The organism is Streptomyces sp. NPDC001709 (assembly GCF_053596375.1).
Window position 1 is genome coordinate 286,799 of the sequence record NZ_JBSFGB010000008.1, and the last position, 24,359, is coordinate 311,157.

20 protein-coding genes are annotated in these 24,359 nt (G+C 69.6%); 7 read left to right on the forward strand and 13 right to left on the reverse strand.

Annotated features, from left to right (window positions below):
- Positions 1–3 precede the first annotated feature (3 nt).
- A complete protein-coding gene (locus ACWC0C_RS15635; protein ID WP_450864447.1) occupies positions 4–825 on the forward strand; it encodes an SCO6745 family protein in 822 nt (273 codons plus the stop codon).
- A 345-nt stretch (positions 826–1,170) separates the two neighbouring features.
- On the opposite strand, the gene ACWC0C_RS15640 is transcribed toward ACWC0C_RS15635, so the two are convergent.
- Together ACWC0C_RS15640 and ACWC0C_RS15645 are read right to left on the reverse strand one after the other, a co-directional pair.
- Complete coding sequence (locus ACWC0C_RS15640; protein ID WP_450864448.1) at positions 1,171–2,901, reverse strand: DEAD/DEAH box helicase; 1,731 nt, start codon at positions 2,899–2,901, stop codon at positions 1,171–1,173.
- Between the two features lie 87 nt (positions 2,902–2,988).
- Positions 2,989–3,192: a cold-shock protein gene (locus ACWC0C_RS15645; protein ID WP_031161015.1), complete on the reverse strand. Its 204-nt coding sequence runs from the start codon at positions 3,190–3,192 to the stop codon at positions 2,989–2,991.
- Positions 3,193–3,468: 276 nt separating this feature from the next.
- On the opposite strand from ACWC0C_RS15645, the gene ACWC0C_RS15650 reads away from it, so the two are divergent.
- Both ACWC0C_RS15650 and ACWC0C_RS15655 read left to right on the forward strand, forming a co-directional pair.
- Positions 3,469–4,290 (forward strand): FHA domain-containing protein, encoded by an 822-nt coding sequence (locus tag ACWC0C_RS15650; RefSeq protein WP_450864450.1) that lies wholly within the window; start codon positions 3,469–3,471, stop codon positions 4,288–4,290.
- Positions 4,291–4,316: 26 nt separating this feature from the next.
- Positions 4,317–4,709 (forward strand): hypothetical protein, encoded by a 393-nt coding sequence (locus ACWC0C_RS15655; RefSeq protein ID WP_449196133.1) that lies wholly within the window; start codon positions 4,317–4,319, stop codon positions 4,707–4,709.
- Positions 4,710–4,929: 220 nt separating this feature from the next.
- Here ACWC0C_RS15655 and ACWC0C_RS15660 read toward each other — a convergent pair whose 3' ends face one another.
- Complete coding sequence (locus ACWC0C_RS15660) at positions 4,930–6,654, reverse strand: acyl-CoA dehydrogenase family protein (RefSeq protein ID WP_450864452.1); 1,725 nt, start codon at positions 6,652–6,654, stop codon at positions 4,930–4,932.
- 97 nt (positions 6,655–6,751) lie between these two features.
- Positions 6,752–7,324, reverse strand: a complete 573-nt coding sequence (locus ACWC0C_RS15665) for a PadR family transcriptional regulator (protein WP_449196131.1) — start codon at positions 7,322–7,324, stop codon at positions 6,752–6,754.
- 314 nt (positions 7,325–7,638) lie between these two features.
- Between ACWC0C_RS15665 and ACWC0C_RS15670 the strand changes: the two genes are divergently transcribed.
- Complete coding sequence (locus ACWC0C_RS15670) at positions 7,639–8,067, forward strand: VOC family protein (RefSeq protein WP_450864454.1); 429 nt, start codon at positions 7,639–7,641, stop codon at positions 8,065–8,067.
- A 4-nt stretch (positions 8,068–8,071) separates the two neighbouring features.
- Here the strand turns inward: ACWC0C_RS15670 and ACWC0C_RS15675 are convergent, their stop codons facing one another.
- Positions 8,072–9,343, reverse strand: a complete 1,272-nt coding sequence (locus ACWC0C_RS15675) for a hypothetical protein (protein WP_450864456.1) — start codon at positions 9,341–9,343, stop codon at positions 8,072–8,074.
- A 253-nt stretch (positions 9,344–9,596) separates the two neighbouring features.
- Here ACWC0C_RS15675 and ACWC0C_RS15680 point away from each other — a divergent pair, with 253 nt between their 5' ends.
- Positions 9,597–10,676 carry a S8 family peptidase gene (locus ACWC0C_RS15680; RefSeq protein WP_450864458.1) on the forward strand — a complete coding sequence of 360 codons (1,080 nt, stop codon included), beginning with the start codon at positions 9,597–9,599 and terminating at the stop codon, positions 10,674–10,676.
- Positions 10,677–10,782: 106 nt separating this feature from the next.
- Here the strand turns inward: ACWC0C_RS15680 and ACWC0C_RS15685 are convergent, their stop codons facing one another.
- From ACWC0C_RS15685 to ACWC0C_RS15695, 3 genes are read right to left on the reverse strand one after another with little or no spacing between them, the layout of a single operon-like run.
- Positions 10,783–11,754: an antibiotic biosynthesis monooxygenase gene (locus ACWC0C_RS15685; RefSeq protein ID WP_450864460.1), complete on the reverse strand. Its 972-nt coding sequence runs from the start codon at positions 11,752–11,754 to the stop codon at positions 10,783–10,785.
- Between the two features lie 6 nt (positions 11,755–11,760).
- The gene (locus ACWC0C_RS15690; protein WP_450864462.1) at positions 11,761–14,478 is read right to left on the reverse strand and encodes a molybdopterin-dependent oxidoreductase; all 2,718 of its coding nucleotides are present in this window, start codon (positions 14,476–14,478) and stop codon (positions 11,761–11,763) included.
- Complete coding sequence (locus ACWC0C_RS15695) at positions 14,475–15,302, reverse strand: FAD binding domain-containing protein (RefSeq protein WP_450864464.1); 828 nt, start codon at positions 15,300–15,302, stop codon at positions 14,475–14,477. Before ACWC0C_RS15695 ends, ACWC0C_RS15690 begins: the two co-directional genes overlap by 4 nt.
- 431 nt (positions 15,303–15,733) lie before the next feature.
- Here ACWC0C_RS15695 and ACWC0C_RS15700 point away from each other — a divergent pair, with 431 nt between their 5' ends.
- Complete coding sequence (locus ACWC0C_RS15700) at positions 15,734–16,408, forward strand: hypothetical protein (protein WP_449196125.1); 675 nt, start codon at positions 15,734–15,736, stop codon at positions 16,406–16,408.
- A gap of 180 nt (positions 16,409–16,588) precedes the next feature.
- On the opposite strand, the gene ACWC0C_RS15705 is transcribed toward ACWC0C_RS15700, so the two are convergent.
- Together ACWC0C_RS15705 and ACWC0C_RS15710 are read right to left on the reverse strand one after the other, a co-directional pair.
- Complete coding sequence (locus ACWC0C_RS15705; protein WP_450864466.1) at positions 16,589–16,846, reverse strand: hypothetical protein; 258 nt, start codon at positions 16,844–16,846, stop codon at positions 16,589–16,591.
- Between the two features lie 391 nt (positions 16,847–17,237).
- On the reverse strand, positions 17,238–19,442 hold the full coding sequence (locus ACWC0C_RS15710; RefSeq protein ID WP_450864468.1) for an MMPL family transporter: 2,205 nt from the start codon (positions 19,440–19,442) through the stop codon (positions 17,238–17,240).
- Between the two features lie 160 nt (positions 19,443–19,602).
- Between ACWC0C_RS15710 and ACWC0C_RS15715 the strand changes: the two genes are divergently transcribed.
- Positions 19,603–20,226 (forward strand): TetR family transcriptional regulator, encoded by a 624-nt coding sequence (locus tag ACWC0C_RS15715; RefSeq protein WP_450864470.1) that lies wholly within the window; start codon positions 19,603–19,605, stop codon positions 20,224–20,226.
- 427 nt (positions 20,227–20,653) lie between these two features.
- Here ACWC0C_RS15715 and ACWC0C_RS15720 read toward each other — a convergent pair whose 3' ends face one another.
- The 3 genes from ACWC0C_RS15720 to ACWC0C_RS15730 all read right to left on the reverse strand — a co-directional run bounded on the left by ACWC0C_RS15720 (position 20,654) and on the right by ACWC0C_RS15730 (position 24,184).
- On the reverse strand, positions 20,654–21,484 hold the full coding sequence (locus tag ACWC0C_RS15720) for an NmrA family NAD(P)-binding protein (protein WP_450864472.1): 831 nt from the start codon (positions 21,482–21,484) through the stop codon (positions 20,654–20,656).
- A 114-nt stretch (positions 21,485–21,598) separates the two neighbouring features.
- Complete coding sequence (locus ACWC0C_RS15725; protein WP_450864474.1) at positions 21,599–22,450, reverse strand: hypothetical protein; 852 nt, start codon at positions 22,448–22,450, stop codon at positions 21,599–21,601.
- 276 nt (positions 22,451–22,726) lie between these two features.
- Complete coding sequence (locus tag ACWC0C_RS15730) at positions 22,727–24,184, reverse strand: carboxylesterase/lipase family protein (RefSeq protein WP_450864476.1); 1,458 nt, start codon at positions 24,182–24,184, stop codon at positions 22,727–22,729.
- Between the last annotated feature and the right edge of the window lie 175 nt (positions 24,185–24,359).

The window sequence follows — 24,359 nt, forward strand, 5'->3', positions numbered from 1 at the left end:
CCCATGAAGACAGCTCGCGCGGCCTGGCGCGGCCTCGAGCCCGTACACGGCATGATCTACTTCGTCCCCGAGGCAAGGCGACGGTACGCGGACCTCGGACTGAGCGCACGCGCCGGGTACTTCGCCTCGCGGAGCGCCGCGTTCGGCCGGGCATCCGCCGAGCTGGTCATCTCGACCTTCTACAACTTCAATCCCGATCTGGTACGCCAGTCACTCGACGGGGCCTGGGACGCTACGACGCCGCAGCAGGTGCTGGACGCGCGGTACGCCGCTGCGGACGAAGCCCTGCGGCGGGCGGGTATCCACGAGCAGCCCGACTTGGCGGAGGTCCTGACGCTGGTCCGCCGGGCAGCCGAGGCGGCCTGCGAACACGCGGAGGGCCGCCCGCTGTTCGCCGCGCACGCCGCGCTGCCCTGGCCGAAGGAGCCGGTGCTGCAGCTGTGGCACGCCCAGACGCTGCTCCGGGAGTTCCGTGGCGACGGCCATGTCGCGTGCCTGCTGAGCGAGGGCGTCGGGGGCTTGGAGGCCCTGGTCCTGCACGCCGCCACCGGTGAGATTCCCGTCGACTTCCTCAAGGTGAGCCGCGCTTGGCCCGAGGACGAGTGGGCCGGCACCCGGGAGCGCCTGCGCGAGCGGGGCCTTCTCGACGGCGACTGTCTCAGCTCGGAAGGCACACTCCTGCGCAAGCGCATCGAGGACCGCACCGACCGGCTGGCCCTTCCGGCCTACGCCGCCCTGGGCGACGCCGGTTGTGAGCGTCTCGCCGAACTCGCGAGCCCCTTCGGCCGCGCCGTGGTCGAAGCCGGCCTTCTCACACTCGGCTGACCCGGGACGGCTCGACTCCGCACCCCGGCGCCGTCCTATGAGCTGCCTCACGCATCGCTGATCGCTCGGCGCGCGAACCGACGCCGGTGTCCAGGCGCGCCACTACCCCGGCGAGGGACTCCGGCTCACGGTCGGCAACCGGAATGCCAAGGACACGGTGCTGACCACGCCGGCGGGCCCGCGCACGCACCCGAGAACGGCGAGTCAGAAGTCGTTGTCCGCTTGGACGACTTCGGCTCGCTCACCCTCGAGTCCCACCCGGACCGCCAGTGTGCCGAACGCGGCGACTGGCACACGGCCTCCGGCCGAAAAGTCCTCACCAGGGCCAAAGTTGCCTGTTGCGGCCTAGGTGGCAGAGGTGCGGCGGCCGCCTCGGCGGTCGGAACCGCGGCCGCCGGTGCCGGCAGCGCCGCCCGTGGTTCCGCCGGCCGCCGTTCGGCGGCGGGATCCGCGGGCATCCTTGCCGGAGGCAGCGCCGGTCGCCGCGCCGGTCGCGGGCTGGCGGTCGGAACCGCGGCCGCCCGCTCCGACGGCACCTCCCGTGGCCCCGCCGGATCCCGCTCGGCGGGCAGAGCCGCGCCCGCCGGTGGCGGGCGCGCCACCGGACGCTGTCGCCCCGGCCCCGGCCCGGCGGCCGGAGCCCCCGCTCCCCGTCGTGGCCGCGGCAGCTGTCGCCGCTTGTGCCCCGCCGCCGTTGCGGCGTCGGCGGCCGGATCGCCTGCCGGGCTCGGTGCCGGTCTTCCGGTCCGAGCGGGACACCGCCGGTGTCGCCGGCTGGGGGACCTCGATGGTGACGGGCACGCCGGAGGGCTCGCGGGCGCCGGTGATGGTGGCCAGTTCCGCGTCGCCCGACTTGATGCGGGCCGTTCGGGGGCGGATGCCCGCGTCCGACATGAGCCGGGTGACGTCCCGTTTCTGGTCGGGCAGGACCAAGGTGACCACGCTGCCGGAGCCGCCGGCCCGGGCCGTGCGTCCGCCCCGGTGGAGGTAGTCCTTGTGGTCGGTGGGGGGATCGACGTTCACGACGAGGTCGAGGTCGTCGATGTGTATGCCTCGCGCCGCGACGTTCGTCGCCACCAGCGCGGTGACCTGGCCGTTCTTGAACTGTTCCAGGGTGCGGTTGCGCTGCGGCTGGGAGCGGCCTCCGTGCAGTGCCGCCGCGCGGACACCGACGGCCAGGAGCCCCTTGGTGAGACGGTCGGCGGACCTCTTGGTGTCGAGGAAGAGGATGACCCGGCCGTCACGGGCCGCGATGCGCGTGGTGACGGCCTTCTTGTCGGTCTCGTCCAGGACGTGGAGCACATGGTGTTCCATGGTGGTCACCGCCCCCGCGGACGGGTCCACGGAGTGCACCACGGGGTCCGTCAGGAACCGCTGCACCAAGCGGTCGATGTTGCGGTCCAGGGTGGCCGAGAAGAGCATGCGCTGTCCGTCGGGCCGTACTTGCTGGATCAGCTTGGTGATCTGCGGCAGGAAGCCCATGTCGGTCATCTGGTCGGCTTCGTCCAGCACGGTGATGCGTACCTGGTCGAGCCGGCAGTCCCCGCGTTCCACGAGGTCGTTGAGCCTGCCGGGGGTCGCCACGAGTACCTCGGCGCCGCGCCGGAGCGCACCGGCCTGCTTGGTGATGGACAGCCCGCCGACCACGGTGGCCAGCCGGAGGTTGACCGCCGTCGCGTAGGGGGTCAGCGCATCGGTCACCTGCTGGGCGAGTTCCCGGGTGGGCACCAGCACGAGGGCGAGGGGCGCCTTGGGCTCCGCCCGCAGTCCGGCCGTGCGGGCCAGGAGGGCCAGCCCGAACGCGAGGGTCTTGCCGGAGCCGGTGCGTCCCCGTCCCAGCAGATCACGGCCGGCGAGCGAGTTGGGCAGCGTGGCGGCCTGGATGGGGAAGGGGGTGGTCACGCCCTGCGCGGTGAGGGTCTTCAGCAGCCCCGCGGGCATGTCCAGACCGGCGAAGTCCTCGACAGCGGGAAGTGCGGGTGTCGTGTTTTCCGGCAGCCGGAATTCACTCGGCGACGACGCGGACGGTCGGGGCGACGAGGCGCGCCGGTTGGGCTTCTGGGGCCTGCGGGACATGCAGTTATTTGCCTTCCTGGAAACAGCACAAACCGGGGTCCGCACCATGACGGTGCGGACCCCGGTGAGCGGATACGCGTCCGGCGATCAGGCGGGGACGATGTTCTCCGCCTGCGGGCCCTTCTGGCCCTGGGTCACGTCGAAGGAGACCCGCTGGCCCTCCTGGAGCTCACGGAAGCCCTGGGTCGCGATGTTCGAGTAGTGGGCGAAGACGTCGGGGCCGCCGCCGTCCTGCGCGATGAAGCCGAAACCCTTTTCAGCGTTGAACCACTTCACGGTTCCCTGTGCCATGACCTTCTCCGTTCTGTAGGCAGAGGCCCCATCCGGAGATGCCGGAAAAACAAATAATGCGCCTGAGGGGAAAACATTCCTGTCAGGCGCACATAGGTTCATGGGTACCACAACTGCAACTCCGAAAGCCTAGCACACATCACTGGGTCACTGATCCATTGCGATGTGTAGGCAACGCAAGCACCCGTCGACTGATCGGAGGGTTCCGGGTTAACTGGAAAGAGACGGCGGAAGCATTCGTTCCGTCGCCGCGACCGCGATCGGCGGGAGGTCACCATGACCCCGTCCTCAGCCTCCGGGGCCATGCCCAGGCTGGTGCTCAGGAGCCCGGCCCCCCTTGCGGGAACGGTCCTGCCTCTTGTCGACGAGGTCCAGGTCCTGGGTCGCGACAGCAGCAACCAGCTCCAGGTGGATGTGCCTGGGGTCAGCCACCAACACGCTGTCCTGCGGCGCTCCGGCGACCAGATCACCGTGGAGGACCTGAGCAGCGGCACGCTGGTCAACGGTTCACGGGTCCAGGGACCGCAGGTACTGCAGTCCGGTGACGTCGTCGGGTTCGGATCCGTGGAGGCGAAGTACGAGGAGGCCGGCAGCGCGCGGCCCGAAGTCCAGACGCAGACCCACACCACCCAGTCGCACAGTGCCCGTTTCGATGTCGAGGACCAGCGGGCCGACGTGATCAGCAACGTCGGCCGCGACCAGTACAACGAGTACATCCACCAAGTAGCCGTGGAGCGGGAGAGCTTCCTGCGGGAGATCGCCGCAGCCCGCACGCGGGCCCGGTGGCTTATCTGGATCGGCTTTCTCCTGTTCCTGGCCGGCGGCTCCGTGTACGCGTGGGTGATCGTGCGGTACGTCGTCCAGGTCAACAACCTGTCGTCGCCCGAGGCGCCTCCCCAGACGCTCCCGAAGATCTTCGGGCCCGACATCAACGGCGTGCCGATCGGGGCCATCGGGTTCGCCGCAGCGGGGATCGGCCTCGTCCTCCTGATCGTCGGGATCCTGCTCCATGCCGTCGCGACCGCGCGGCGGCGCCGGGTCGCAGCCGAGCGGCCCCTGCCACCCCCGCCGCCGACCTGGCCCCCACGGATCGGGTGAGAGCGCACTAGTGAGCGGAGCTGGTCATGGTCTTCAACATCGGCAAACAGGATGCCGGGGTCATCAACAACGTGCAGGGCGACCAGACGGTCCATGGCGGCCAGCAGGGTGTCCTCGCCGCGGGCGACCAGCAGGCCCGTGACCTGGTGGACCAGTTGCGTGAGGCGCTCCGGCAGCTGCCCCTGCCACCGGATGTGGCGCCCCAGGTGCACGGCGAGCTCGAAGCCCTCGACACCGACCTGGCCCAGCCCGAACCCGACAAGCGCCGCGCGGCCGACCGCCTCACACGGATCACCCGGCTGCTGGCCTCGGCCGGAGCCCTGGTCGCGTCCGCGACCGGCCTGCTGACCCCGCTGTCCGCCCTGGCCGGCTGGCTCGGCGTCCTCGGCGAGCCCATCCTCCGGCTCCTCGACCACTGAACGCCGCTGTCGAGCGGGGCGGCCGGGTCGTAGACCCAGCTCCGGAAGGAGAGCCGGACGTCGCTGGGCCAGCGGGGAGTCGCCGATGTCGGGGGCCTCGGGCACCGAGCGGGCCGCCTACAGCCCGGAGCGAGCGCCGCGACCAAGGGCGTGCCGACCCTGCCGGACCGACCGGTGACCGGGCCCGCACGGCCCGGCCACCGGTGCTGCGCAGGCGCGGCTACGGAGCCATCTCGTACGCTCCGGACAGCGCCTCGACCCGCTGCCAGACCCGCTCCGTACGTGCCTCGTCGACGACCGGTCGCCGGATCGCACCCAGCGCCCAGTCCCGCTGCTGTTCGGTTGCCGAGTCCTTGCCGTGCAGTTCGACGGCGTGTGCGCAGAAGTCCCGCACGAGGACGGCGAAGAGTTCGTCGAGCACGTCCTCGTCGAGCGCGGTCAGGGCGGCCTGCTCCAGGACGAGCTGTCCGTGCACGACGAGGGCGAAGAGCTGGCCGACCGCGAGGACGAGGTCGAGGTCGCGGCTCTGCTCCGCGTCGGGAGCGGCCGTGGCGACGAACTCACAGAGTGCGTCGGCCTGTTCGCGGAAGCGGGTCACGTTGGGCAGGTGCGCATACGCGTCGAAGGCGGGCCGCCAGTCGTGGAAGCGTACCGAGCCGAGGCCGCGGGCCGGTCCCTGCCGGAACAGGAAGTCGTCGTCGGCCGCGTCGAGGCGGGTCGGCACGCCGGGGTACTCGACCGGGTCGAGGAGATGGCCGCGCATGAACTTCAGGATCAGTGCCAGGTTGACGTGGACGGTGCCCTCGAGCTTCGGCAGACCGCGGATCTCCACGGCCGCCTGGCCGAAGTAGTTGTCCTTCTCGAAGCCCTTGGCCGCGATGACGTCCCACATCAGGTCGATGACCTTCTCACCCTCCGTGGTCACCTTCATCTTCGTCATCGGGTTGAAGAGCAGGTAGCGGCGGTCGTCCGGGCCGGCGGAGCGGAAGTAGTCGACGGCGCGGTCGCTGAAGGACTTCATGCCGACGAGCCTGACGTACGCGTCGGTCAGCTCGCGCCGCACGTGCGGGAAGCTGGTGACGGGGCGCCCGTAGAGGATGCGGTTGTGGGCGTGGGTGACCGCCTCGTACATCGCGTGCTCGCAGATGCCGATCGAGGCGGTGCACAGGTTGAACTTGCCGACGTTGACGGTGTTGAGGGCGGCGTCGAAGGCGGCACGGCCCGTGTGCAGGACGTCCTCGGCCGCTACGGGGTAGTCCTCCAGGCGGAACTCGCTGACGTACTTGGACGAGTCGACGACGTTCTTGACCAGGCGGTAGGCCGGGTGACGGCTGTCGGCGGCGAAGAATACGTAGCCGTCGGGGCCCTCGACGTCGGTACGGCGGCCGAAGACGGAGACGAGTCCGGCGGCGTTGCCGTTGCCGATGTAGTACTTGGAGCCGGTCGCCCGGAAGCCGCCGTCGCCGTCGGGTTCGAGCAGCATGTCGGTGGAGTAGATGTCCGCGCCGTGGGCCTTCTCGGACAGACCGAACGCGAACACCTCTCCCTGGCTGAGGAGTTCCGCGGCGCGGGAGCGGGCGGCTGCGTTGTCGCTCTGCCAGACCGGACCGAGGCCGAGGATCGTGACCTGCCAGGCGTACCAGTAGTCCAGGCCGTAGAAGCCCAGGATCTCGTTGAGCGCGGCGATCCGGGCGGTGTCCCACCGCTTGTCCGGTTCCCCCTCCCCCGCGGCGGACGACGGCGTCAGGAAGGTGGCGAACAGGTTCTCCTTCGCCGCGAAGGCGAGGAAGTCGCCGAGCCACGCGCGGGTCCGGTAGTCCTCGATCAGCCGCCCCTTGCCACGCTCCTCGAACCAGTCGACGGTGGCGCGCAGCAAGCGGCGCGTCTCGGGGTCGAAGTGGGCGGGGTCGTATGTGCGCGGGTTGAACAGCAGCTGGTCAGCCATGGTCAGGACGCCTTTCGGCTGGTGGACGGGTGGGAATCGGGAGGTCTGGCGGCCGCGGTGGCCGCATGGGGAGGACCGGCGGCGGGTGCGGCGGTGATCAGCGGCCCGGACCGAACCGGGCCAGCGTGGCCAGCACATCGTCCAGCCAGTCGATCATCATCCGCTCGTACGCGATGCCGCCGCGCAGTACGACGTGCTGGAGCTCCCGCTCCGCGTCGAGCGGTGACTGCGGACCGGCCGCGTTCGCCTCGGGCCCCGTGAAGTCCCGCACCTCTCCTGCGAGATAGTGCGCCAGCCGGTCCCGATGCGCCTGCCGGTGCCGCTCCACCTCGCGGATCAGGGCGGCCGGGTCATCGAAGGCGGCGCCCCGGATCTTCACGGCCAGGTCGTGGCGGACGCTCTCCGGCTCGATCGGATCGTGCAACCAGGAGGACAGCGCGGCCCGGCCGAGGTCGGCGACGCTGTATTCCTTCTTGTCCGGCCGGCCCTGCTGCGGGACGTCCCGGACGTCGATCCAACCGTCGTTCTCCATGCGCTTGAGCACGCGATAGATCTGTTGGTGGGTCGCGGTCCAGAAGTAGCCGATGGACCGCTCGAAGCGCCGGGCCAGCTCATAGCCGGATCCCGGCTTCTCCAAAAGCGACACCAAGATCGCGTGTTCGAGCGCCATGACGCCGATCCTTCTATGCAACTCGTTGCATAGCAACCTCGCCTGCCCCGATGCGACACGGCTCACCCCAGCGGCGGGGCGAGAGCCCGGCGTCGAAGCGCGGCCGAGAAACGGTGTTGCCCCGGTCCGTGGCGGTCACTAGGGTCGGTCGGGTGACTGCCGGGTCGGCCTTGGGCCATACACGAGTGAGCTCCCCGGCCTCCGCGTGAGCGCGAGGCGGGCAAGAGGCCCGCCCCCATCTCCTCGTCTTTGTTCCCGGCGCCCGCGTGCGGCGCCGCCTTCCTGCGGATCCCAAGACCGGAGACACCTCACCGATGTCCTATGACCAGCGGTACACACATGAATCCGAGCTGCCGGCGGCCTGCGTCCAGCTGAACCACACTGCCGTCTACGCAAGCGACCGGCACCTGTCCGCCGAGTTCATCGGCGCGATCCTGGGCCTGAAGGTCGGCGCCCCGTTCGGGCCGTTCCTGCCCGTCGACCTCGGCAACGGCGTGACGCTCGACTACTACGAGAAGCGGGACGAGCCGATCCAGTCGCAGCATTACGCCTTCCTCGTGCCGGACGAGCAGTTCGACGCCATGATCGCCCGTCTGGAGGCGGTCGGGGTCACTTACTACGCCGACCCCGGCCACACCGAACCCGGACAGATCAACCGCCTGTTCGGCGGTCGCGGGGCATATTTCGACGACCCGGACGGCCACAACATGGAGATCATGACGCGGCCTTACGTCCGCCCTTAGCGGATCACAGCTGAGGCTGCTGCATGCGCTGCCAGCTGAATGGGCCGTAAGTTGTGTCGGTGACGGGGTGATTGGCGTTCGGGTCGGCGGTCAGTTTCAGCCACTCCAGCGGGGTGGTGCTGCCGTGCACGACGATCCGGTGGAAGTTCGGGACGTTGTAGTACGGGTGCTCGTTCCATGCGCTGTTGTCCGGGTCGTGGGCACACACGCCGGTGCCGGTGGCCGGATCCGTCTCGCCGGTGCACGGCGCCGTCGGCGACAGCGGGTTGTCCGAGCGGTACAGATGTGAGTCACCGTTGAGCATCAGCACCGGGCGGCCGAACGCGGTCGTCTTCGCGGCGACCTCGCTGATGACCGGCTCGTAGTTCGTCAAGTGGTCCTTGGACTTGCCGTCGAGGTCCCACATGTCGGCCTGCACCGAGATCACCACGGCCTTGGCGTGTTCGGCCTGCGCGTCAGCGAAGGCGGCATCGAGCCAGCGGACGTCGGCGGCGGTCCGGTTGGTGCGCTCGTCGGTCTGTGCCTGAGTCGCGGCCGGCGCCTTGTACCAGGGGTCGGTGTCGTTGTTCGAGCCGCCCGGCGCGTTGATGGTGACGAAGACGATGTCGTTCTGCTCCCACCTCACGTTCTCGACGTACTGCGCGTCGGCCGGGTGGCTCGGGTCGTAGGCGGTGGCCTGGGACACCACGTTCAGTGTCCCGCTGCCGAGGGTGTGACCGGGCCGCGCGAAGAAGTCCTTCCGGACTTCGGCGAGGTTGTCGAGCGGGTCGCCGCAGTGGTAGCTGACGCAGTCCGCCGGGTTGGTCGACAGGCCGCTTGTCCCGATGTAGTTGATCGCACCGGAGGCCTTGTCGTAGAAGCCGCCGCCTTGACCGGGTGAGGTGATGCTCGACGCCTTGTGGCAGTCGGCCCACTCGTTGTCGCCCGGCGTGTAGACGAGCGGCTTCGTGAAGGTCTGCCACGTGGACGCGATCGAGGCGTCGTAGTCCTCGGTGCAGAACTCCTTGCCCGAGTGGATGTCACCCACGTGAATGACGTCGCCGATCGTCGGGTCACCGTTGATGGTGCCGATGAACGCCGGGGTCTTCTGGAACTGCGCCGTGTCGGCGCCCTGGCCCGCGGGTGCGTACGCAGACCGGCCGTACGGCGAGTCTCCGAACACGGCGAGCGTCAGCGGGGTGCCGACCGCCGATGCCGTGGTGGTCGACATCACGGAGGAGGCAAGGCCGACGGCAACGAGCGTGACCAGCCCGCGCCTTGGCATGCGTCTCGACATGCGTCCCTCTTTCAGGTCCGGTTGAGGGGGGCGCTCCAGTGAACTGGCCCACAGCTAGCGCTCCATGGTCCCCGGGGCGGCCTGAAGATGACGAACAAGCGAAATTGCCGCAGCGCCCGCGGCCCGGATCGCTCCCCGCGTACCCCGGTCGCCCACAGCGAACCCACCCACCCGCACACCCCGCTGCAACCGCCCGCCCCCGGTGAACGTCTTGTGCGCTGACTGTGTACGAAGCGGGGATGTGGGGGACGTTGTGACGCGGAACGTGACGAAGGCCGGTCTCGTGGTGCTGGCCATGGCGACGGTGCTCGGGGCCTCGGCCTGTGGCGGACAAGCCGGCGCGGCGGCCGGGGGGAGCGGCGGGAAGCTCCCCGCGTCCGACTCGGCCCTGACGTCTGCCGGCACCGTGGGGAAGTTGTCCGGGGCCGCACGGACCGGGTCCTCGCCCATCACCCGGAACGTGCCGTGGAACCTGGACATTCTGGACCAGCGGTCGCGGCCGCTGAACGGGAAGTTCACCACCACCGCCACGGGCAAGGGCGTTCACGTCTATGTGATCGACACCGGGATGGACATCACCCACAAGGAGTTCGGCGGACGCGCCCACCTCGGCGCCGACTTCGTGGGCGCGAAGGACTCCGGTGACTGCTTCAGCGAGGACGGGATGGGCCACGGCACGTTCGTCGCGGGCATCATCGGCGGCGCGAGGTACGGGGTGGCGCCCAAGGCGGACCTCGTACGGGTCCAGGGCATCCTGTGCGAGAGCGAGGGCGAAGGCTCCCCGGGGGCGGCCGAGGCGGCCTTGGTGAAGTCGGTCAAGTGGGTCACCGCGCACGCGCAGAAGCCTGCGGTGGTGAACATGTCGCTCAACCTCGACCACCGGTCGGCGGCCCTGGAGTCCGCCGTGAAGAAGATGGTCGACGCGGGGATCCCGACGGTGGTGTCGGCCGGCAACTTCCATGACGACGCCTGCAAGCACTCCCCGGCCGGCGTCCCCGGCACGATCGTGGTGGCGGCCTCCACCTCGAACGACCGCGCATGGAGCGACACCAGCTCCTACGGATCGGGCTACGGACGGTGCGTGGACCTGTACGCCCCCGGCCAGAAGGTGACCTCCGCCCTCGCCGGCGGCGGTACGACCACGGAGGAGGGCGGCGCGACGTCCTGGGCCGCGCCGCATGCGACGGGCGTGATCGCGCTGTACCTGTCGGCACACCCCCACGCCACGGCCAATGAGGTCCACGTCTGGCTCGACCACACGGCCACCCGCGGTGTCGTGCGCGGCGTCCCCTCCGGCACCCCCAACCGGCTGCTCAACACCGGCGGCCTCTGACCTGCCGCAGCCGCAGCGCCAGCAGCCCTGTGCCCACGCGGCGTCCCCTGCTCGGGAGGCCCATCGGGCTCGGCGGACAGGAGCTTCCGGCGATCACGGTCGCCGGTCAGGGCAGCGTCCAGAACCGGACCGTGACGAGGTAGAAGACGACAGCCCAGAAGGCCATCGCCCCCACCACGACACCGATGCCACGGAGGTTGGCCCTCGCCGGTTCGTCCGGCGATGGCCGCAGCCATCGCCCGAGCAATGGGTTCACGTAGTAGGGCATGGTCAGGAAACTCATGAGGAAACTCGACAGCAGGTTGCCCACGAGCAGGCCGATCCAGAGCGGCATGTGCAGCGGGGACAGAGCGAGCGTCAGCAGCACGACCGTCGGGTACAGGCCGACCCAGACGGCGAGGGAGGTCCTGGTCTCGGAGGGCGGCGGCGGTGCCTCCTTGCCGTTGCCCTCGAAGGCGAACCAGCTGCCGAACGAGTTGTCGATGGTGCGCAGTTTGAAGTCGCTGAACCTCTCGCCCTCGGCCAGGATCTCCTGCCGCTCTGGCGACGTCAGCCAGGCGTCCAGGTGCTCGGCGCTGTCGTAACGGTACAGCGTGGTCCATTCCTCCTGGAGCCCCTCGATGGGGCGGAAGAGCTCCGTCCCGCGAAACCCCTCGAACTTGCTCTCCTCCTGGACCATACGGTGCTGCCAGGCGAGGAAGTCGTCGACCTGGTTCGGGGCGACGCGGTGGGTGACCACCACGGTGACCAGCGGATCCAGTGACTGGGTGCCGCTGCTGACCACCTGCTGGGTCGCCGGGCCGTCGAAGTACTTGGCGCCGACGTCGAGATACGTCTGCCTGGTCGCGCTGTTGATCCACGTCTGCAGATGCGCCACCGAGTCGAACCGGTACACGACGACCCAGTCGGGTTGCAGCGGGGTCGGCGGGGAGACCTCGGCGCCCAGGAAGCCGGGGTAGTAGGCGGCCGCGGCGTTGAGGTCGCCCTGCCATGCCTCGAACTCCCGTTCCATCCCGGGCAGGACCTTCTGGCCGATGATCGCCGTCGCTGCGGCGGCTACGTTCTTCGCGGTGTTCATGGTGGCTCAACCTGTCGACACCGACTGCTCCGCTGGGAGCCGGCCGTAAATGCGTTCCGGAGTCAGCGGCAGCGCGCGGTAGCGGACGCCCGTGGCGTCGTGCACCGCGTTCGCGAGCGCGGGGGCCACCGGGTTGATACAGCACTCGGCCATCCCCTTCGCCCGCATGGGTCCCACCGAATCCGTCGAGCCCACCAGGAGGACCTCGGTACGGGGCACGTCGGCGTAGGTGGGGATACGGTAGTTGCGGAGGTTCGGGTTGATCATGGCGCCGCTGTCGTCGACCTGGTGGTTCTCGGTCAGCGCGAAGCCGATTCCCTGGGCGACACCGCCCTCCACCTGCCCCCGTACCTGCGCCGGGTTGATGATCACTCCGGCGTCCGCCGCCTGCACGCTGTACAGGATCCGTATCTCCCCCGTCACGCGGTGCACGGCGACCCGGAACCCCTGCGTGTTGGAGGTGACGCTCCGGGGCGAGCCGTATGCCTTGCGTGCGGCGGTGAATCGGATTCCACGCGTCCGGGCCAGCGCGACGAGCTCGGCCAGTGACACCCGACGGTCCCCGCAGACCACACCGTCGTCGTCCATCGTGCACATCACGACATGGACGCCCGTGTGTGCCGCGGCGAAGTGCAGGATGCGGTCGCGTACAGCGTTGGCCGCCCGTAGGACCGCGTTGCCCGCCACGAAGAGGCCCGCACTGGCGAAGGCACCGGTGTCGAATCCCGTGCGGTCGGTGTCGGACTGCACCAGACGGATCCGCGAGGGTGTCGTGCCCAGCTGGGTGGCCGCGATCTGCACATGGGCCGTGGAGGTTCCCTCCCCGAACTCGGGGGTCCCGACGGCCAGTTCGTAGATGAGATCGTCGCCCAGCGTGACCCAGGCCTCGGAGAGGTGTTCCGTCGGGGGCGCGGTCTCGTGCAGGGAACTGGCCACGCCGGCTCCGACGAGCCACTCGGGGCCGGGAGGGGGCCGGTCGGCGGTGCGGGCCAACGCGTCGCCCACCAGGTCGATGCACTTGGCGAGTCCGTCCTCGGTGAAGAGCACGTCGTCGGGGCCGTCGTCCATGGCGACCAGGGGCTCACCCGGCCGCACGATGTTGCGTCGGCGCAGTTCCAGCGGGTCGATGTGAAGGGCGCGGGCCAGTTCGTCCATCGCCGACTCCACGGCGAACGCCGGCTGCGTCATCCCGTAACCCCGCAGCGCCCCGCTCGGCACGGTGTTCGTGTAGACGGAGTACGCGTCGTACTTCTTGTTGGGGCAGCGGTAGATCATGACGGCGGCTCCGCCCGCGTACACCGTTTCGCCGCCGTGGTTGCCGTAGGCGCCCGTGTTCGACACGTTGCGCACCTGGAACGCGGTGAGCGTTCCGTCGGCCTTCGCGCCGAGCTTGACCGTCAGGGTCATCGGATGCCGCGGCGAGGCGGTGGTGAACTCCTCCTCACGGGTGTACTCGAGGCAGGTGGGCCGCCCGGTGTCCAGGGTGGCGAGCGCGACCAGGTCCTCCGCGATCACCTCCTGCTTGCCGCCGAATCCGCCGCCGACGCGCTTGCAGAACACCCTCAGCTGGTCCGGGCGCAGCGCGAACAGGTACTCCAGTTTGACCTTCGCGATCGACGGTGACTGCGAACTGGTGCGGACGTTCAGCCGTCCGTCCTCCATCCACGCGATCGAACCGTGGGTCTCCAGATGTGCGTGCTGCACCCGTGGTGAGAAGTACGTGCCTTCGTGGATCACGTCGGCCGCGGCGAATCCCGCGTCGACGTCGCCGATGTGCGAGTGGAGTTCGAGCAGGATGTTGTGGACGGGGTCACGGACGAACGGATCGTGGGAGCCGTGCAGCTGGGGTGCGCCGTCGGCCATCGCCGCCTCGGGGTCGAACACCGCCGGCAGCACCTCGTAATCGACCGTGAGACGCCGGCAGCCCTCCTCGGCCGCCCCGACCGTGTCGGCCAGGACCGCGGCGACGCGCTGGCCGGCGAAGCGGACCGTGTCGTCGAGGACGTAGGTGTCGTCCGGGTCGACCAGGTGGTCGGTGTGGATCGCCGTGGTGAAGCGTCTGCGGGGTACGTCTTCCCAGGTGTAGACCCGGTGCACGCCGGGCACCGCGAGCGCGGCGCTCTTGTCGATCGAGCGGATCCGGGCGTGCGCGTGGGGTGAGTGCAGCACCTTGAGGTGCAGCATGCCGTCGATGTGCGTGTCCATGGTGAACTCGGCGTGGCCCGTCACCACGTCGTGGCCCGCGGGAGCGGCGACGCTCGTCCCGACGGCCTTGCCCGGTGCCGCCGTCTCCACCGCGCTGACGCCCTTCACGGCGTCCTCGATCGCCCGGTATCCGGTGCAGCGGCAGAGGTTGCCCTTCAACGCCCTGGGCAGATCCGCCTTCTGTTCCTCGGTGAAGGTCGCCGACGTCATGATCATCCCTGCGGTGCAGAAACCGCACTGGAACCCCGGGGCGTCCTCGAACTGCCGCTGCATGGGGTGCGGGGCGCCGGGCCGTCCGAGGCCCTCGATCGTGGTCACCTCGCGGCCATCCGCGCGGAACGCGGGGGTGATGCAGCTGTGTACCGGTACGCCGTCCAGCCACACCGTGCAGGCGCCGCAGTCGCCCGCGTCGCACCCCTTCTTGACGCCGAAGTGGCCGAGTTCGCGCAGGAAGGTGCGCAGGCACTGGCCGGGGGCCGGCTCCCGGTCGAACGCCTTGCCGTTCACGATGTAGCTCATGCCAGGTCCCCAGCCGTGAGTTCGCGGCGAATCTCTTCGGCGAAGTGGCGGGTCAGATGCCGGCGGTGGTCGGGGGTCCCGTTGGGATCGGCGAACCAGACGTCGGCCGGCACGGCGTCGATGCTCTGCCGCAGGGTTCGGGCATCGGGCAACGAGTCGAAGGCGATGCGGACCGGCCGCGTGGTGCCCGCGGTGACGGTGAGCAACAGGTCGTTCGCTCCCAGCCGTTGCGTGCCGACGAGGTACACCGTCGACCGGCCGAGCCGGGTCAGCGTGAAGCGACGGTGCGCGGTGCGTTTGCGCAGCGCGTGCTCCGGAACGGTGATGCGCCGGAGGATCTCCCCGGGGGCGAGAATGTTGCGGTGGTCGCCGGTGACGAAATCGAGGGCGTCGACGAAACGCACGGAGCCATCGGGCGCCCATAGTTCGTAACGCGCCTCCAGCGCGACCGTCAATGTGATCATCGGGCCGGCGGGCAGGGACATGCAGATGTTTCCGCCGACGGTCGCCGCGTTCCAGACCTTGAACGACGACAGGAATGCCTCACAGCTCTTCCGGAAGAGGATTCCGGCGGTCCAGACCTTCGGCCAGGGGAAGGCATACAGGTCGTGAATGGTGCAGGTGGCGCTGATCTCCAGGCCCTCGTCCGTCGGAACAAGGGGCTCCCAACGCAACTCCGTCAGGTCGATCAGCCGTCGCAGGTCCGGCTGCTCCGTGGAATAGAGCCAGGTTCCGCCTGCGAGCCAGGCGTCGCCCTCGTGCCAGTCCATGCCTGGCCGCTCGGACGGTCGCCGGATTACTTCGGTGATGGTGTTCAGGTCCATGAAAACCGACCTACGGGAGAACGGGCCTAGAGAAGGCACTGTCCCCTGGCGTTGTTGAGTGGATTTCCCGCTGACCGAGCAGGTTTGGCCGCCATGCCGCACCGCTCGGGGCGGCTGGGCCGCGAGGGCCGGAGGGCACAGACACGTTGGTCACAGCTTATCGCAGCACGCGGATGAGGACCCGGCAGAAGACAGCTGAAAGTAGCCGACACGCTCCGGACCGTAATGGAATTCGCTTGCCGCCTCGTGAGATGTCGGGTCCGGCGCCCGTTTACGGGCGGAAGGCCGGCCACGGCTGGGATTTCATCAACTGGTGGTGTAAATAGGTCAGTTGTTGCGACTCCTAGATCGCGACAGGCGGTGATCGCGGCAACTTCAGTCGCTCTTCCTGCGATCGCCGACCCCCCTCATGCACAGCGAAAGGCACATGTATGGCGAACAACCGCATGATGCGCTACGGCGGACGAACGCTGGCGCTCTCAGCGGCTGCCCTGGGCATGGTCGCGGCGATAGCCGTTCCGGCCTCGGCCGATGACCAGCCCACCCGAGCACAGCTCATAGCCGACTGCGACTCGGGCGAAGGAAAGTGCACCTTCAACGACCCACAGTTGGGTCAGGCGTATCTCGGAGACTTCCACCGGGTCTCCGACTCGCTCTACAACTGCAGCACCTCGCCTGCCACCCAGTCGATGACCTGGTCCGACACGGTCGGCTCCACGGACTCGGCGGGCGTATCCGTGACCGCCGGCGGCAAGATAGCCGGAATCATCGACCTCAGCGTGACGGCGACTTACAGCCACACCTGGTCGAGCACGCACTCGGAGACCAGCTCCGTCAACATGACGGTGAAACCCGGTGAGGTCGGCTGGATCTCCCGTGCGCAGGTGATGCAGACCGTCTCCGGCACGTGGCAGACCCATTACGACAGCCGGAAGTGGGGTCACTACTTCTGGTTCGTCCCCGACGTCATCACCGGGCCCGCCCCGAACGGGACGGACGGCCAGAGCAACGCGGTCGTCGTCAAGTCCAGGAAGATGACCGCTGAGGAGAAGCGGTCCTGCGCCGGCCGCTCCCGTAAGGCCCGGACGTTCGTCGTCCAAGGCTGATCCACCGAACGCGCGCCTGGCTGCCTCGCGGTCCGTATACCCGCGAGGCAGCCGGGGCAGCGCGCTGTGGTTCGTGCTGGACATGGTCCTGAGATCGCGGCCGCCGGTCACATCCCCCATGTGGGCGTCACCGGTCTGCCCGGCGGTCGGGACAGGGGCAGCGGACGGTGGACCGGACTGTCAAGCGGCTCCCCTGGCCGCGGCCCCTGTTGGGCCGGCCGCGATCGAGAAAGCGAGGACGAGGCCGTGGTCGGTGGCGTGTGCCGAGGTCAGCGCGACGCCGCGGGGCAGGCCGGTGACGGGCAGGGTCCGGGGCGCGAACTCGTCGCGCAGCCCAAAGGCCCCGGGGCGGGCCGCGAGGTCGTCGACCGCCACACTGCGGCCGAGGACGCTGACGGTCGTGGGCGTGATGGTGAGCGCGTGCGCGGTCGTGGACACCTCGGCCCGCACGGTGACTCAGGAGCAGGGCGCCGTCCTGACCGCCGGCTGTCAGTCCGTCGTCGCCCAGCGCGCCCAGGCGCCGGGTCACCTGGTCGTATCCGACGGTGGCGGTCCCGGTGCCGCCGGCGCTTTCGCCGCCCGTGGTGACGTCCTTCAGCCGGACGGACACGTCCATGACGGTGTGCTGACGTTGTACCCCCTTGGCGCTGACCTCGATGTCGCCGACGTCCCCGGCGAGGGTCCGAAGTCCCGAGAGCGGCGTGGTGAGATCGGCGTGCACCGGCCCGTCCGGTTTCAGCCGGGTCGCTGCCCGGGCCGCGCTGCGCTCCTCGGTCCTGTGCTCGATGAGCAGGTCGGTCGCGCACACGAGGGCGGGCGGGTGAGGGGGTCAGGCAGACACCTTCGGGAGAAGCCGGTCGAGTCGGCGGGGGATCCACCAGTTCGCCTTGCCCATGAGGAACATGGCGGACGGCACCAGGACGAGGCGGACCACGGTGGCGTCGACGATCACACTGATCGCCAGTGCCAGGGCGAGCATCTTCACGACCACGGTCGGCGAGGCGGTGAAGGAGAGGAACACCGCGGTCATGATGAACGCCGCGGCGGAGATGACGCGCGCCGTCGCGGACAGCCCCTCGCCCACGGCAACCCGGTTGTCACCGGTGCGCTGCCAGGCCTCGGCGATGCGGGACAGCAGGAAGATCTCGTAGTCCATGGACAGGCCGAAGACGATCGCGAACATCATCATCGGGACGTACGACTCGATGGGCACCGGCTCTGACAGCCCCAGCAGCGAGTCGCCCCAGCCCCACTGGAAGACCGCGACGAGCACGCCGTAGGACGCGGCTGTGGTGAACAGATTGAGGACGACGGCCTTCAGGGGGATCACCACACTGCGGAAGACCGTCATGAGCAGCAGGAAGGCGAGGACCAGGACGATGCCGATGACGATCGGCAGCCGCTCGCCGACCGTGTCGCGGAAGTCGGCCTGACCGGCCACGCTGCCGGTGAGATAGGCCTGGGCGCCGGTGCCGTCGAGGGTCTTCGGCAGCGTCTGCCCGGAGAGGGTGTCGAGGAGAGCGTCGGTCGCGGCGTCCTGCGGGCCCGTGGTCGGGGTGACCGTGGTGACGAGGACCTTCCCGTCGGCGCTCGGCTCGACAGGGGTGAAGGAAGCCACGCCATGGGTGCCCCGGAGAGCGTCGGTCACGTCGTCGGAGATCCGGGGGATCGGGGTCTTGGTCCTCCTCACATCGATGACGGTGAGGATCGGGCCGTTCGCCCCGGTTCCGAAGCCCTGCCCGTCGGCGTGCGCGATCCAGTCGTAGGCGGTACGGGTACTGCTGCCGGGCCGGTCGGCGCCGGCGTCGACGTGGCCGAGGCGCATCGACAGCAGCGGAACGGAGCACATGCCGAGGACGGCGAGGCCGATGGCCAGGAACGTCCAGGGGCGCCGCGAGACGAGTCCGGCGTAGCGGTGCCAGCCGTCGTGCGCCCCCGCGCTCTCGGCGACGGGGCGGCGCAGCCGGAGCCGGTCGATGCGCCGACCGGCCAGGCCCAGGGCTGCCGGAACCAGGGTGAGGGCGGCACCGGCGGTGACGACGACGGCCAGGGTGGCCGCCAGGCCGATCTTGCCTATGAAGCTCAGCCCGCACGCATACAGGCTGAGCATGGCGACGGCGACCGTCAGGGCGGCGATGAGGACGGCGCGTCCACTGGTGTGCGCCGTGCGGGCCGCGGCCTCGACCGGATCGTGACCGTCGACGAGGTCCTGGCGGAAGCGCGTGGTCAGGAACAGGGCGTAGTCGATACCCACGCCCAGGCCGATCATGCCGGCGAGGGTCGTGGAGGACGTCGCGAAGGACACGGTGGTGGCGACGATGCCCACGACGCCGAGGCCGATTCCGACGCCGATCAGCGCGGTGACCAGCGGCAGCAGCGCGGCGAGGACGCTGCCGAAGGCCAGCAGCAGGATGACGAGGGCGGTGGCGACGCCCACGCCTTCGCTCAGCTTGTCGTCGGCTGGTTCCCTGACCACCTGTTCGAGGTCGCCGCCGTAGGCCACGCCGAGCCCGGCCGCCCTGGCGGGCTGCGTCGCCGTATCGAGTCGCGCGGTGTAGTCGTGGCCGAGATTCTTCAGCTGCTCGTCGAAGGAGACGGTGGTGTACGCGGTGCGCCCGTCGTCGCTGGTCACGAGCGTGGAGGCGGCGGTGACGTGCGGGAGGTCACGCAGGTCGGCCAGCGTTCGGTCGAGTGCGGACTGCCGCTCGGCCACGGTGCCGGAGTCGATGTGGAAGACCACCTTGCCGTTGGGCCGGCCCGCTTGGGGCATGGAGGTGGCGAGGAGGTCGGCGCCGGTGTGGGAGGCGGTGCCGGGCAGGCTCACCTCGTCGCTGAAGGTGGGTGCGGCGATGTGCCGCCCGGCCAGGGCCGCCACGAGGACAAGCAGCCAGGCGGCGATGATCGCGGCCGGATGCCGGGCGCAGAAGCCGCCGAGGCGGCCGAGGCCGCCGTGCGTCGGGGCGTCATCCGACGAAGGTCGGGCGTCGGCGTGCGCTGCGGCCTGCGGCAGGAGGTGCTGCGAGGGTCGGGGCACCGTGGTCTCCCAAGAAAAAGTGTCACGAGTGACACGTACTCTAGAGAAGAAATGGCATGAATGACAATTGGCATGCATGCCAGTTTGCAGTCGCACCCCTCGGTCACCTGACATGCGTGCCAATTGACAGTCGCGACACCAATGGCAGAGGCTTCGACACATGCCGAGTGAGATCGCCCCCGCTGGACTGCGCGAACGCAAGAAGGAGGAGACGCGGCGCCTGCTGTCGGAAGGGGCCGCGCGCCTGTTCAAAGAGCGCGGCTTCGAGGCCACCACCGTTGCGGACATCGCCGCATACGCGAACGTCTCCGTGCGCACCTTTTTCCGCTACTTCGACAGCAAGGAAGCCCTGCTGCTGCCCGACGGCGTCGAAATCTTCGCCTACGTCGAGAACGCGCTGTCGCAGCGTCCGGCCGACGAGGAGCCCCTGGACGCGGTGTGCAACGCCCTGCTGGCGGCGGCCGAACCGTTCTCGGCCTCCACCCTGACCGCCCTCGGCCATCCGCTCGAAGACATCGAGAACGTCATCACGGCCCGCCTCGTCCAGGCGTTCTCCGACTTCGAGGAGCGGCTGACCGCGCTGGTGCACCGCAGGCTGCCCCCGGACACACCCGACGCCGACCTCAAAGCGGCCGTGATCGCCTGCGCGGCCCTCTCCGCGGTGCGTGCCGTGCTGAGGACACGCCGGGCGCGCCGGGCGTCCGGCATCGCGGACACGGGCCCGGCGCCCCTGCTGCGGGCCTTCGGGATCCTGCGCGAGATCGGCTCCCCCCAACGCCCGTGACGGCGGGCGGCGGAGAGGAGGAGAGGAGCCTCGGCCGGGGCCCGGACGCACGGCCGGCCCTCCTCGCAGCCGGGCCACGATCGGCACACATCTCCCAACTCCCCCGGGCCGTGTGCGAATGGGAGCAGTAGTCGCCAGTGCCCGGAGATCAGGTCGGCCGCACATCTGGAGGGCAGTATCCGCGCGATGTCGCGGATCGCGATCGGCATCGCCGCCGAGAGGACGCCGACGCCGAACCCGTAGCCGGCCGACTCGGGTGTTCGCACATCGCGGGTGACCAGCGTCGGCAGCGGACACATCCCCCCTGTTCGCCCCACAGGCTGTCCTCGCCCCGGACGCTCCGGTCCGCAGGACCCACGGGGTCAGCCGCCCGTCAGCGGCCTCCCTTCGGACCTCAGTGTCGGCGTGGTCGGTGCTGCGGGAACCTTCAGCTCCAGCGGCCCATGGCAGCGGCCTCGGTGACGAAGTCCTCAAAGGTCCTGGGCGGCCGGCCGAGGGCGCGTTCCACTCCGTCGGAGAGCCCGGCTCCCGAGCCGTCGCCGACAGCCACGAGGATGTCGGCGAGCAGTCGCGCGACGTCGGGTGACGCGCCTGCCGCGACCTGGCGCTGGACGAAGACATCCGGATCGACGTCGACGTGTTGGATCGTGCGCCCGGTTGCCTTGGCGATGAGGTTCGCCGCTTCACCGAAGCTGATCGCCCGCGGACCGGTCAGCTCGTAGATGTGGCCGCTGTGACGGGCTTCGGTCAGCGCCGACGCCGCGACCTCGGCGATGTCCTCGGCGTCGACGAATGGCGCGCGCCCGTGGCCGGTGGGCAGAGCCAGGGTTCCGGCGAGGATGCCGGGCAGCCAGGGGCCCTCGCTGAAGTTCTGCGAGAACCAGTTCGGGCGCAGGATGGCCCAGTCGACGCCGGAGCCGCGCACGGCCTGCTCGGCGGCGTGCAGGGGGTGATCCTTTTCACCGGCGCGCGGGGCGGACAGCAGCACCAGCCGCCGCACGCCCGCGGTCACCGCCTCGGTCACGAACTGGGGGATGCGCGCTTGACGGTCCATGCCGACCCGCAGGTTGGGCTCCACGAGGTAGGCGGCGGTGACCCCGTCGAGCGCGGGCTCCCAGGTCGTGGGGTCGTCCAGGTCGAAGGGGATGTCACCGCTGGTGCGGGACGCGGTGCGGACGGGCTGTCCGGCGGCCTTCAGCTGCCGGGCAATGCGGCTGCCGGTCTTGCCGGTGCCGCCGAGGACGAGAATGTTCTTCATGCCGTCCAGCCAACTCCAAGGGCATGTAGACGATCCATGGGAGAACGTCGCAACTGCCTTTGTCATCGTCCAGCGTGGGAAATGTACGTCCTGAGCGATCTGCAGCGCCGGGCGCTACTTGACGGCTACGTAGTCGTCGGCCGACGTGGAGGCAGCGGTGGTGGTGTTGGTCGCGAAGGAGAAGCGGTAGTAGCCGTCGGCCGTGGCCTTGGTGGTGGTCTTGAGCGCGCCGACGGCGCCGCTGGTGACCGTCTTCAAGGTCGTGTAGGTCTGGCTGCCCTTCTTGCGGTACTGCAGCAGCACCTTCTGTCCGGTGTAGCCCGCGTACGTGCCGTCATTCCAGTTGGCGCGCTTCAGCTTGCCGGTGACGGTGATGGTCTTGCCCTTCTTCACCGGTTCCGGGGTGGCGTCGAGGGTCAGCTGGGAGGCCTCCTTGATCTTGGTGGTGGCGACGTCGTCGTCGTAGCTGGCGTTCGCGTAGAGGTCGTAGCCGCCGAGGAACAGCTTCCAGGTCCCGGCGACACCGTTGTTCTTCAGATCGGAAGCCGCGTTGATGTGGAAGACGGCCTTGCAGCTGTAGACGCCGGTCCGGGTCGTCGACTCGGTGCAGACGGGGTCGTCGCCGGTACCCAGAGAACCGGTGATGGTGTCCGTGCTGGAGCTGTCGGTGCCCTGCCAGAGAAAGGCTTCCGTGAGCGCGACGCCGCTCGAACTCGTGGCGGTGTACGTGACGATGACGGTCTTCTTGGTGGTGGCGCCCAGGACGATGTCCTTGCCGCCGTTGATGACGGCCTTCGAGAAGGTGATGTTGCCCAGCGAGGTGTCCGGGTGGGCGGTCCTCGCGGTGAAGGCGCCGAGCCTCGCGGACGCACCGGGACGCTCCGCTGCCTGAGCGGCTGCCGGAAGAGCGAGCGCGGACACAACGATGGCACCGGAAACAACGGCGGCCGTGGCATGCATACGCATGTGAATCCCCCCTGGTATCGAGAGTGGCCCGCCGAAGTACCTTCCGGCCGGGCCTGTTGACGTGTGCGAATCGGTCGACAACCGATAGAGATCGCCCTTCAGCGCCAGGGTGTCGGCGTCCAGCGACACGATGGCTTCGGCCACTGCACGTTGAAGGGCGTGAATCTCACCGGTGCACAGTACGCAGCGCAAGGCACGGCCCCGCATCCGTGCAATCACGCAGTCCCCTACGCAAGTCCGCCGCAAAACCCGCTGCACGCGCTGTCGCCTTCGGGGTCAGCATGGCCGGTGGGGGCGTTCTCGGTGCTGTTCGGAAGCGGCTCGGTCCCAGATCAGTCGGGATGCTTCCAGCGGGTAGGCGGTGTCGGTGGGTGGGAGGTCCCAGAGTCTGGTGGTCTGTCGGTCCAGGGTGAAGCGGGGCCATCCCGGGTCGCCGGTTGCGGCGAAGGAGGTCCAGGCGGTGCGTAGGTGCCCGGACAGGTCGGCGAAGTCGCGGGGCGCCGTCGAGCCCAGGAACCGGGTGGCGAAACGGCTGGTGGCATCACCGAAGACGAACGGGACGTCGATGCCGTGGGCGGCCCCCAGGGTGGGGCCTTGCCAGGTGAAGTCGTACAGCCAGGTGTGGCCTCCCGCACCTGCGTGGGCGCGGGCGACCCGGGTGGTCGGCATTCGGACGAGCGCGTCGGACAGCATCACCGTGAACAGGTCCGTGTCGGTGAGCCCAGGGTGACTCTCCCGATAGGCGGTAGCCGCGTGGCTGCCGAGGGCCATCGCCTCGGCAACCAGCCGGAGGTCCACTCCTTCGGCAGGGACTGAGCCCTGGCCCCGGTACTCCTCATGGGTGAACCCGCAGACCAGGTCGACATCGCGGCCCGCGCCCGCTTCGAGAGCGGCCCAGGGCTCCCCCGTCACCAGGTCCCCGTCGACGACGGGACCGAAGGCGGTGAAGCCGTCCTGGGGGCCGCGCAGCGGCGCGTCCTGGACCGCCAGGAGCGCCTCGGGCGGCAGGCCGGCCAGCGCCTCCCAGGACGCCTCGGCGCCTGCGGCCTGCGCGATCGTGGCGGTGACCGTCTCGGCCTCGGCGCGGGTGCGGGCTCCCGCTGGGACGCTCTGGGCGATCGCCCGCCGGAACAGGCCCTGCGCTGCCGGTGCGGCCATGAGAAGGACAGTGGAGGCGGCTCCGGCAGACTGGCCGAAGACGGTCACGTTGCCGCTGTCGCCACCGAAGGCGGCGATGTTGTCCCGGACCCATTGAAGGGCGGCGACCTGGTCGCGCAGCCCGCGGTTGTCCGGGACACCCGGTAGGTGCCCGAAGCCCTCGAAGCCGACCCGGTAGTCGAAGGTCACCACGACGACTCCGGAGCCGGCGAGCGTGGTGGCCTCGTAGTGCGGCATGCGTGCCGCGCCGTGTTTCCAAAGGCCTCCGTAGATCCACACCATGACCGGCAGACCGGCGTCACCGGGGTCGGGGGTCCACACATTCAGTGTCAGGCAGTCCAGCCCGTCGCCGGGCCGCCACATCGCCGGGGCTCCCGAGGCAGGGGCCGTCTGCGGGGGCGCGGCTCCGAACACGGCAGCGTCCCGGATCCCGTCCCACCCCTCGGGCGGTGTGGGCGGTTGGAACCTCAGCCGACCCTCGGGCGGCGCGGCGAAGGGGATCCCCTTGAAGCACGCGATCCCGTCCCTGATGCTCCCGCGGACCTTCCCCGCGGAAGTGCTGACCACTGGATTCATGCAGGCCTCCCAGGCCAAGGCGATTCTCCTGGCCATGGCAGGCCGGCGCGCATTCTATTGGTTGGGGTATGCGCAAGTGCGTCCCCCTTCACCTCCGTCGACTTCGCCCTGCCGGCTGCCAGTTCACCCGTAGGTGGCCATGGGCGGCCGCGACCGCCGCGTACACTCGGCAGCT

What these genes read in the sequence shown, in the direction of transcription:
- ACWC0C_RS15700 (WP_449196125.1), top strand. Translation starts at nt 15,734, where the DNA reads ATGGCGAACAACCGCATGATGCGCTACGGCGGACGAACGCTGGCGCTC.
- ACWC0C_RS15725 (WP_450864474.1), bottom strand. Translation starts at nt 22,450, where the DNA reads ATGCGTATGCATGCCACGGCCGCCGTTGTTTCCGGTGCCATCGTTGTG.
- ACWC0C_RS15675 (WP_450864456.1), bottom strand. Translation starts at nt 9,343, where the DNA reads ATGTCGAGACGCATGCCAAGGCGCGGGCTGGTCACGCTCGTTGCCGTC.
- ACWC0C_RS15660 (WP_450864452.1), bottom strand. Translation starts at nt 6,654, where the DNA reads ATGGCTGACCAGCTGCTGTTCAACCCGCGCACATACGACCCCGCCCAC.
- ACWC0C_RS15685 (WP_450864460.1), bottom strand. Translation starts at nt 11,754, where the DNA reads ATGAACACCGCGAAGAACGTAGCCGCCGCAGCGACGGCGATCATCGGC.
- ACWC0C_RS15715 (WP_450864470.1), top strand. Translation starts at nt 19,603, where the DNA reads ATGCCGAGTGAGATCGCCCCCGCTGGACTGCGCGAACGCAAGAAGGAG.
- ACWC0C_RS15665 (WP_449196131.1), bottom strand. Translation starts at nt 7,324, where the DNA reads ATGGCGCTCGAACACGCGATCTTGGTGTCGCTTTTGGAGAAGCCGGGA.
- ACWC0C_RS15730 (WP_450864476.1), bottom strand. Translation starts at nt 24,184, where the DNA reads ATGAATCCAGTGGTCAGCACTTCCGCGGGGAAGGTCCGCGGGAGCATC.
- ACWC0C_RS15650 (WP_450864450.1), top strand. Translation starts at nt 3,469, where the DNA reads ATGACCCCGTCCTCAGCCTCCGGGGCCATGCCCAGGCTGGTGCTCAGG.
- ACWC0C_RS15690 (WP_450864462.1), bottom strand. Translation starts at nt 14,478, where the DNA reads ATGAGCTACATCGTGAACGGCAAGGCGTTCGACCGGGAGCCGGCCCCC.
- ACWC0C_RS15635 (WP_450864447.1), top strand. Translation starts at nt 4, where the DNA reads ATGAAGACAGCTCGCGCGGCCTGGCGCGGCCTCGAGCCCGTACACGGC.
- ACWC0C_RS15640 (WP_450864448.1), bottom strand. Translation starts at nt 2,901, where the DNA reads ATGTCCCGCAGGCCCCAGAAGCCCAACCGGCGCGCCTCGTCGCCCCGA.
- ACWC0C_RS15655 (WP_449196133.1), top strand. Translation starts at nt 4,317, where the DNA reads ATGGTCTTCAACATCGGCAAACAGGATGCCGGGGTCATCAACAACGTG.
- ACWC0C_RS15720 (WP_450864472.1), bottom strand. Translation starts at nt 21,484, where the DNA reads ATGAAGAACATTCTCGTCCTCGGCGGCACCGGCAAGACCGGCAGCCGC.
- ACWC0C_RS15695 (WP_450864464.1), bottom strand. Translation starts at nt 15,302, where the DNA reads ATGGACCTGAACACCATCACCGAAGTAATCCGGCGACCGTCCGAGCGG.
- ACWC0C_RS15645 (WP_031161015.1), bottom strand. Translation starts at nt 3,192, where the DNA reads ATGGCACAGGGAACCGTGAAGTGGTTCAACGCTGAAAAGGGTTTCGGC.
- ACWC0C_RS15670 (WP_450864454.1), top strand. Translation starts at nt 7,639, where the DNA reads ATGTCCTATGACCAGCGGTACACACATGAATCCGAGCTGCCGGCGGCC.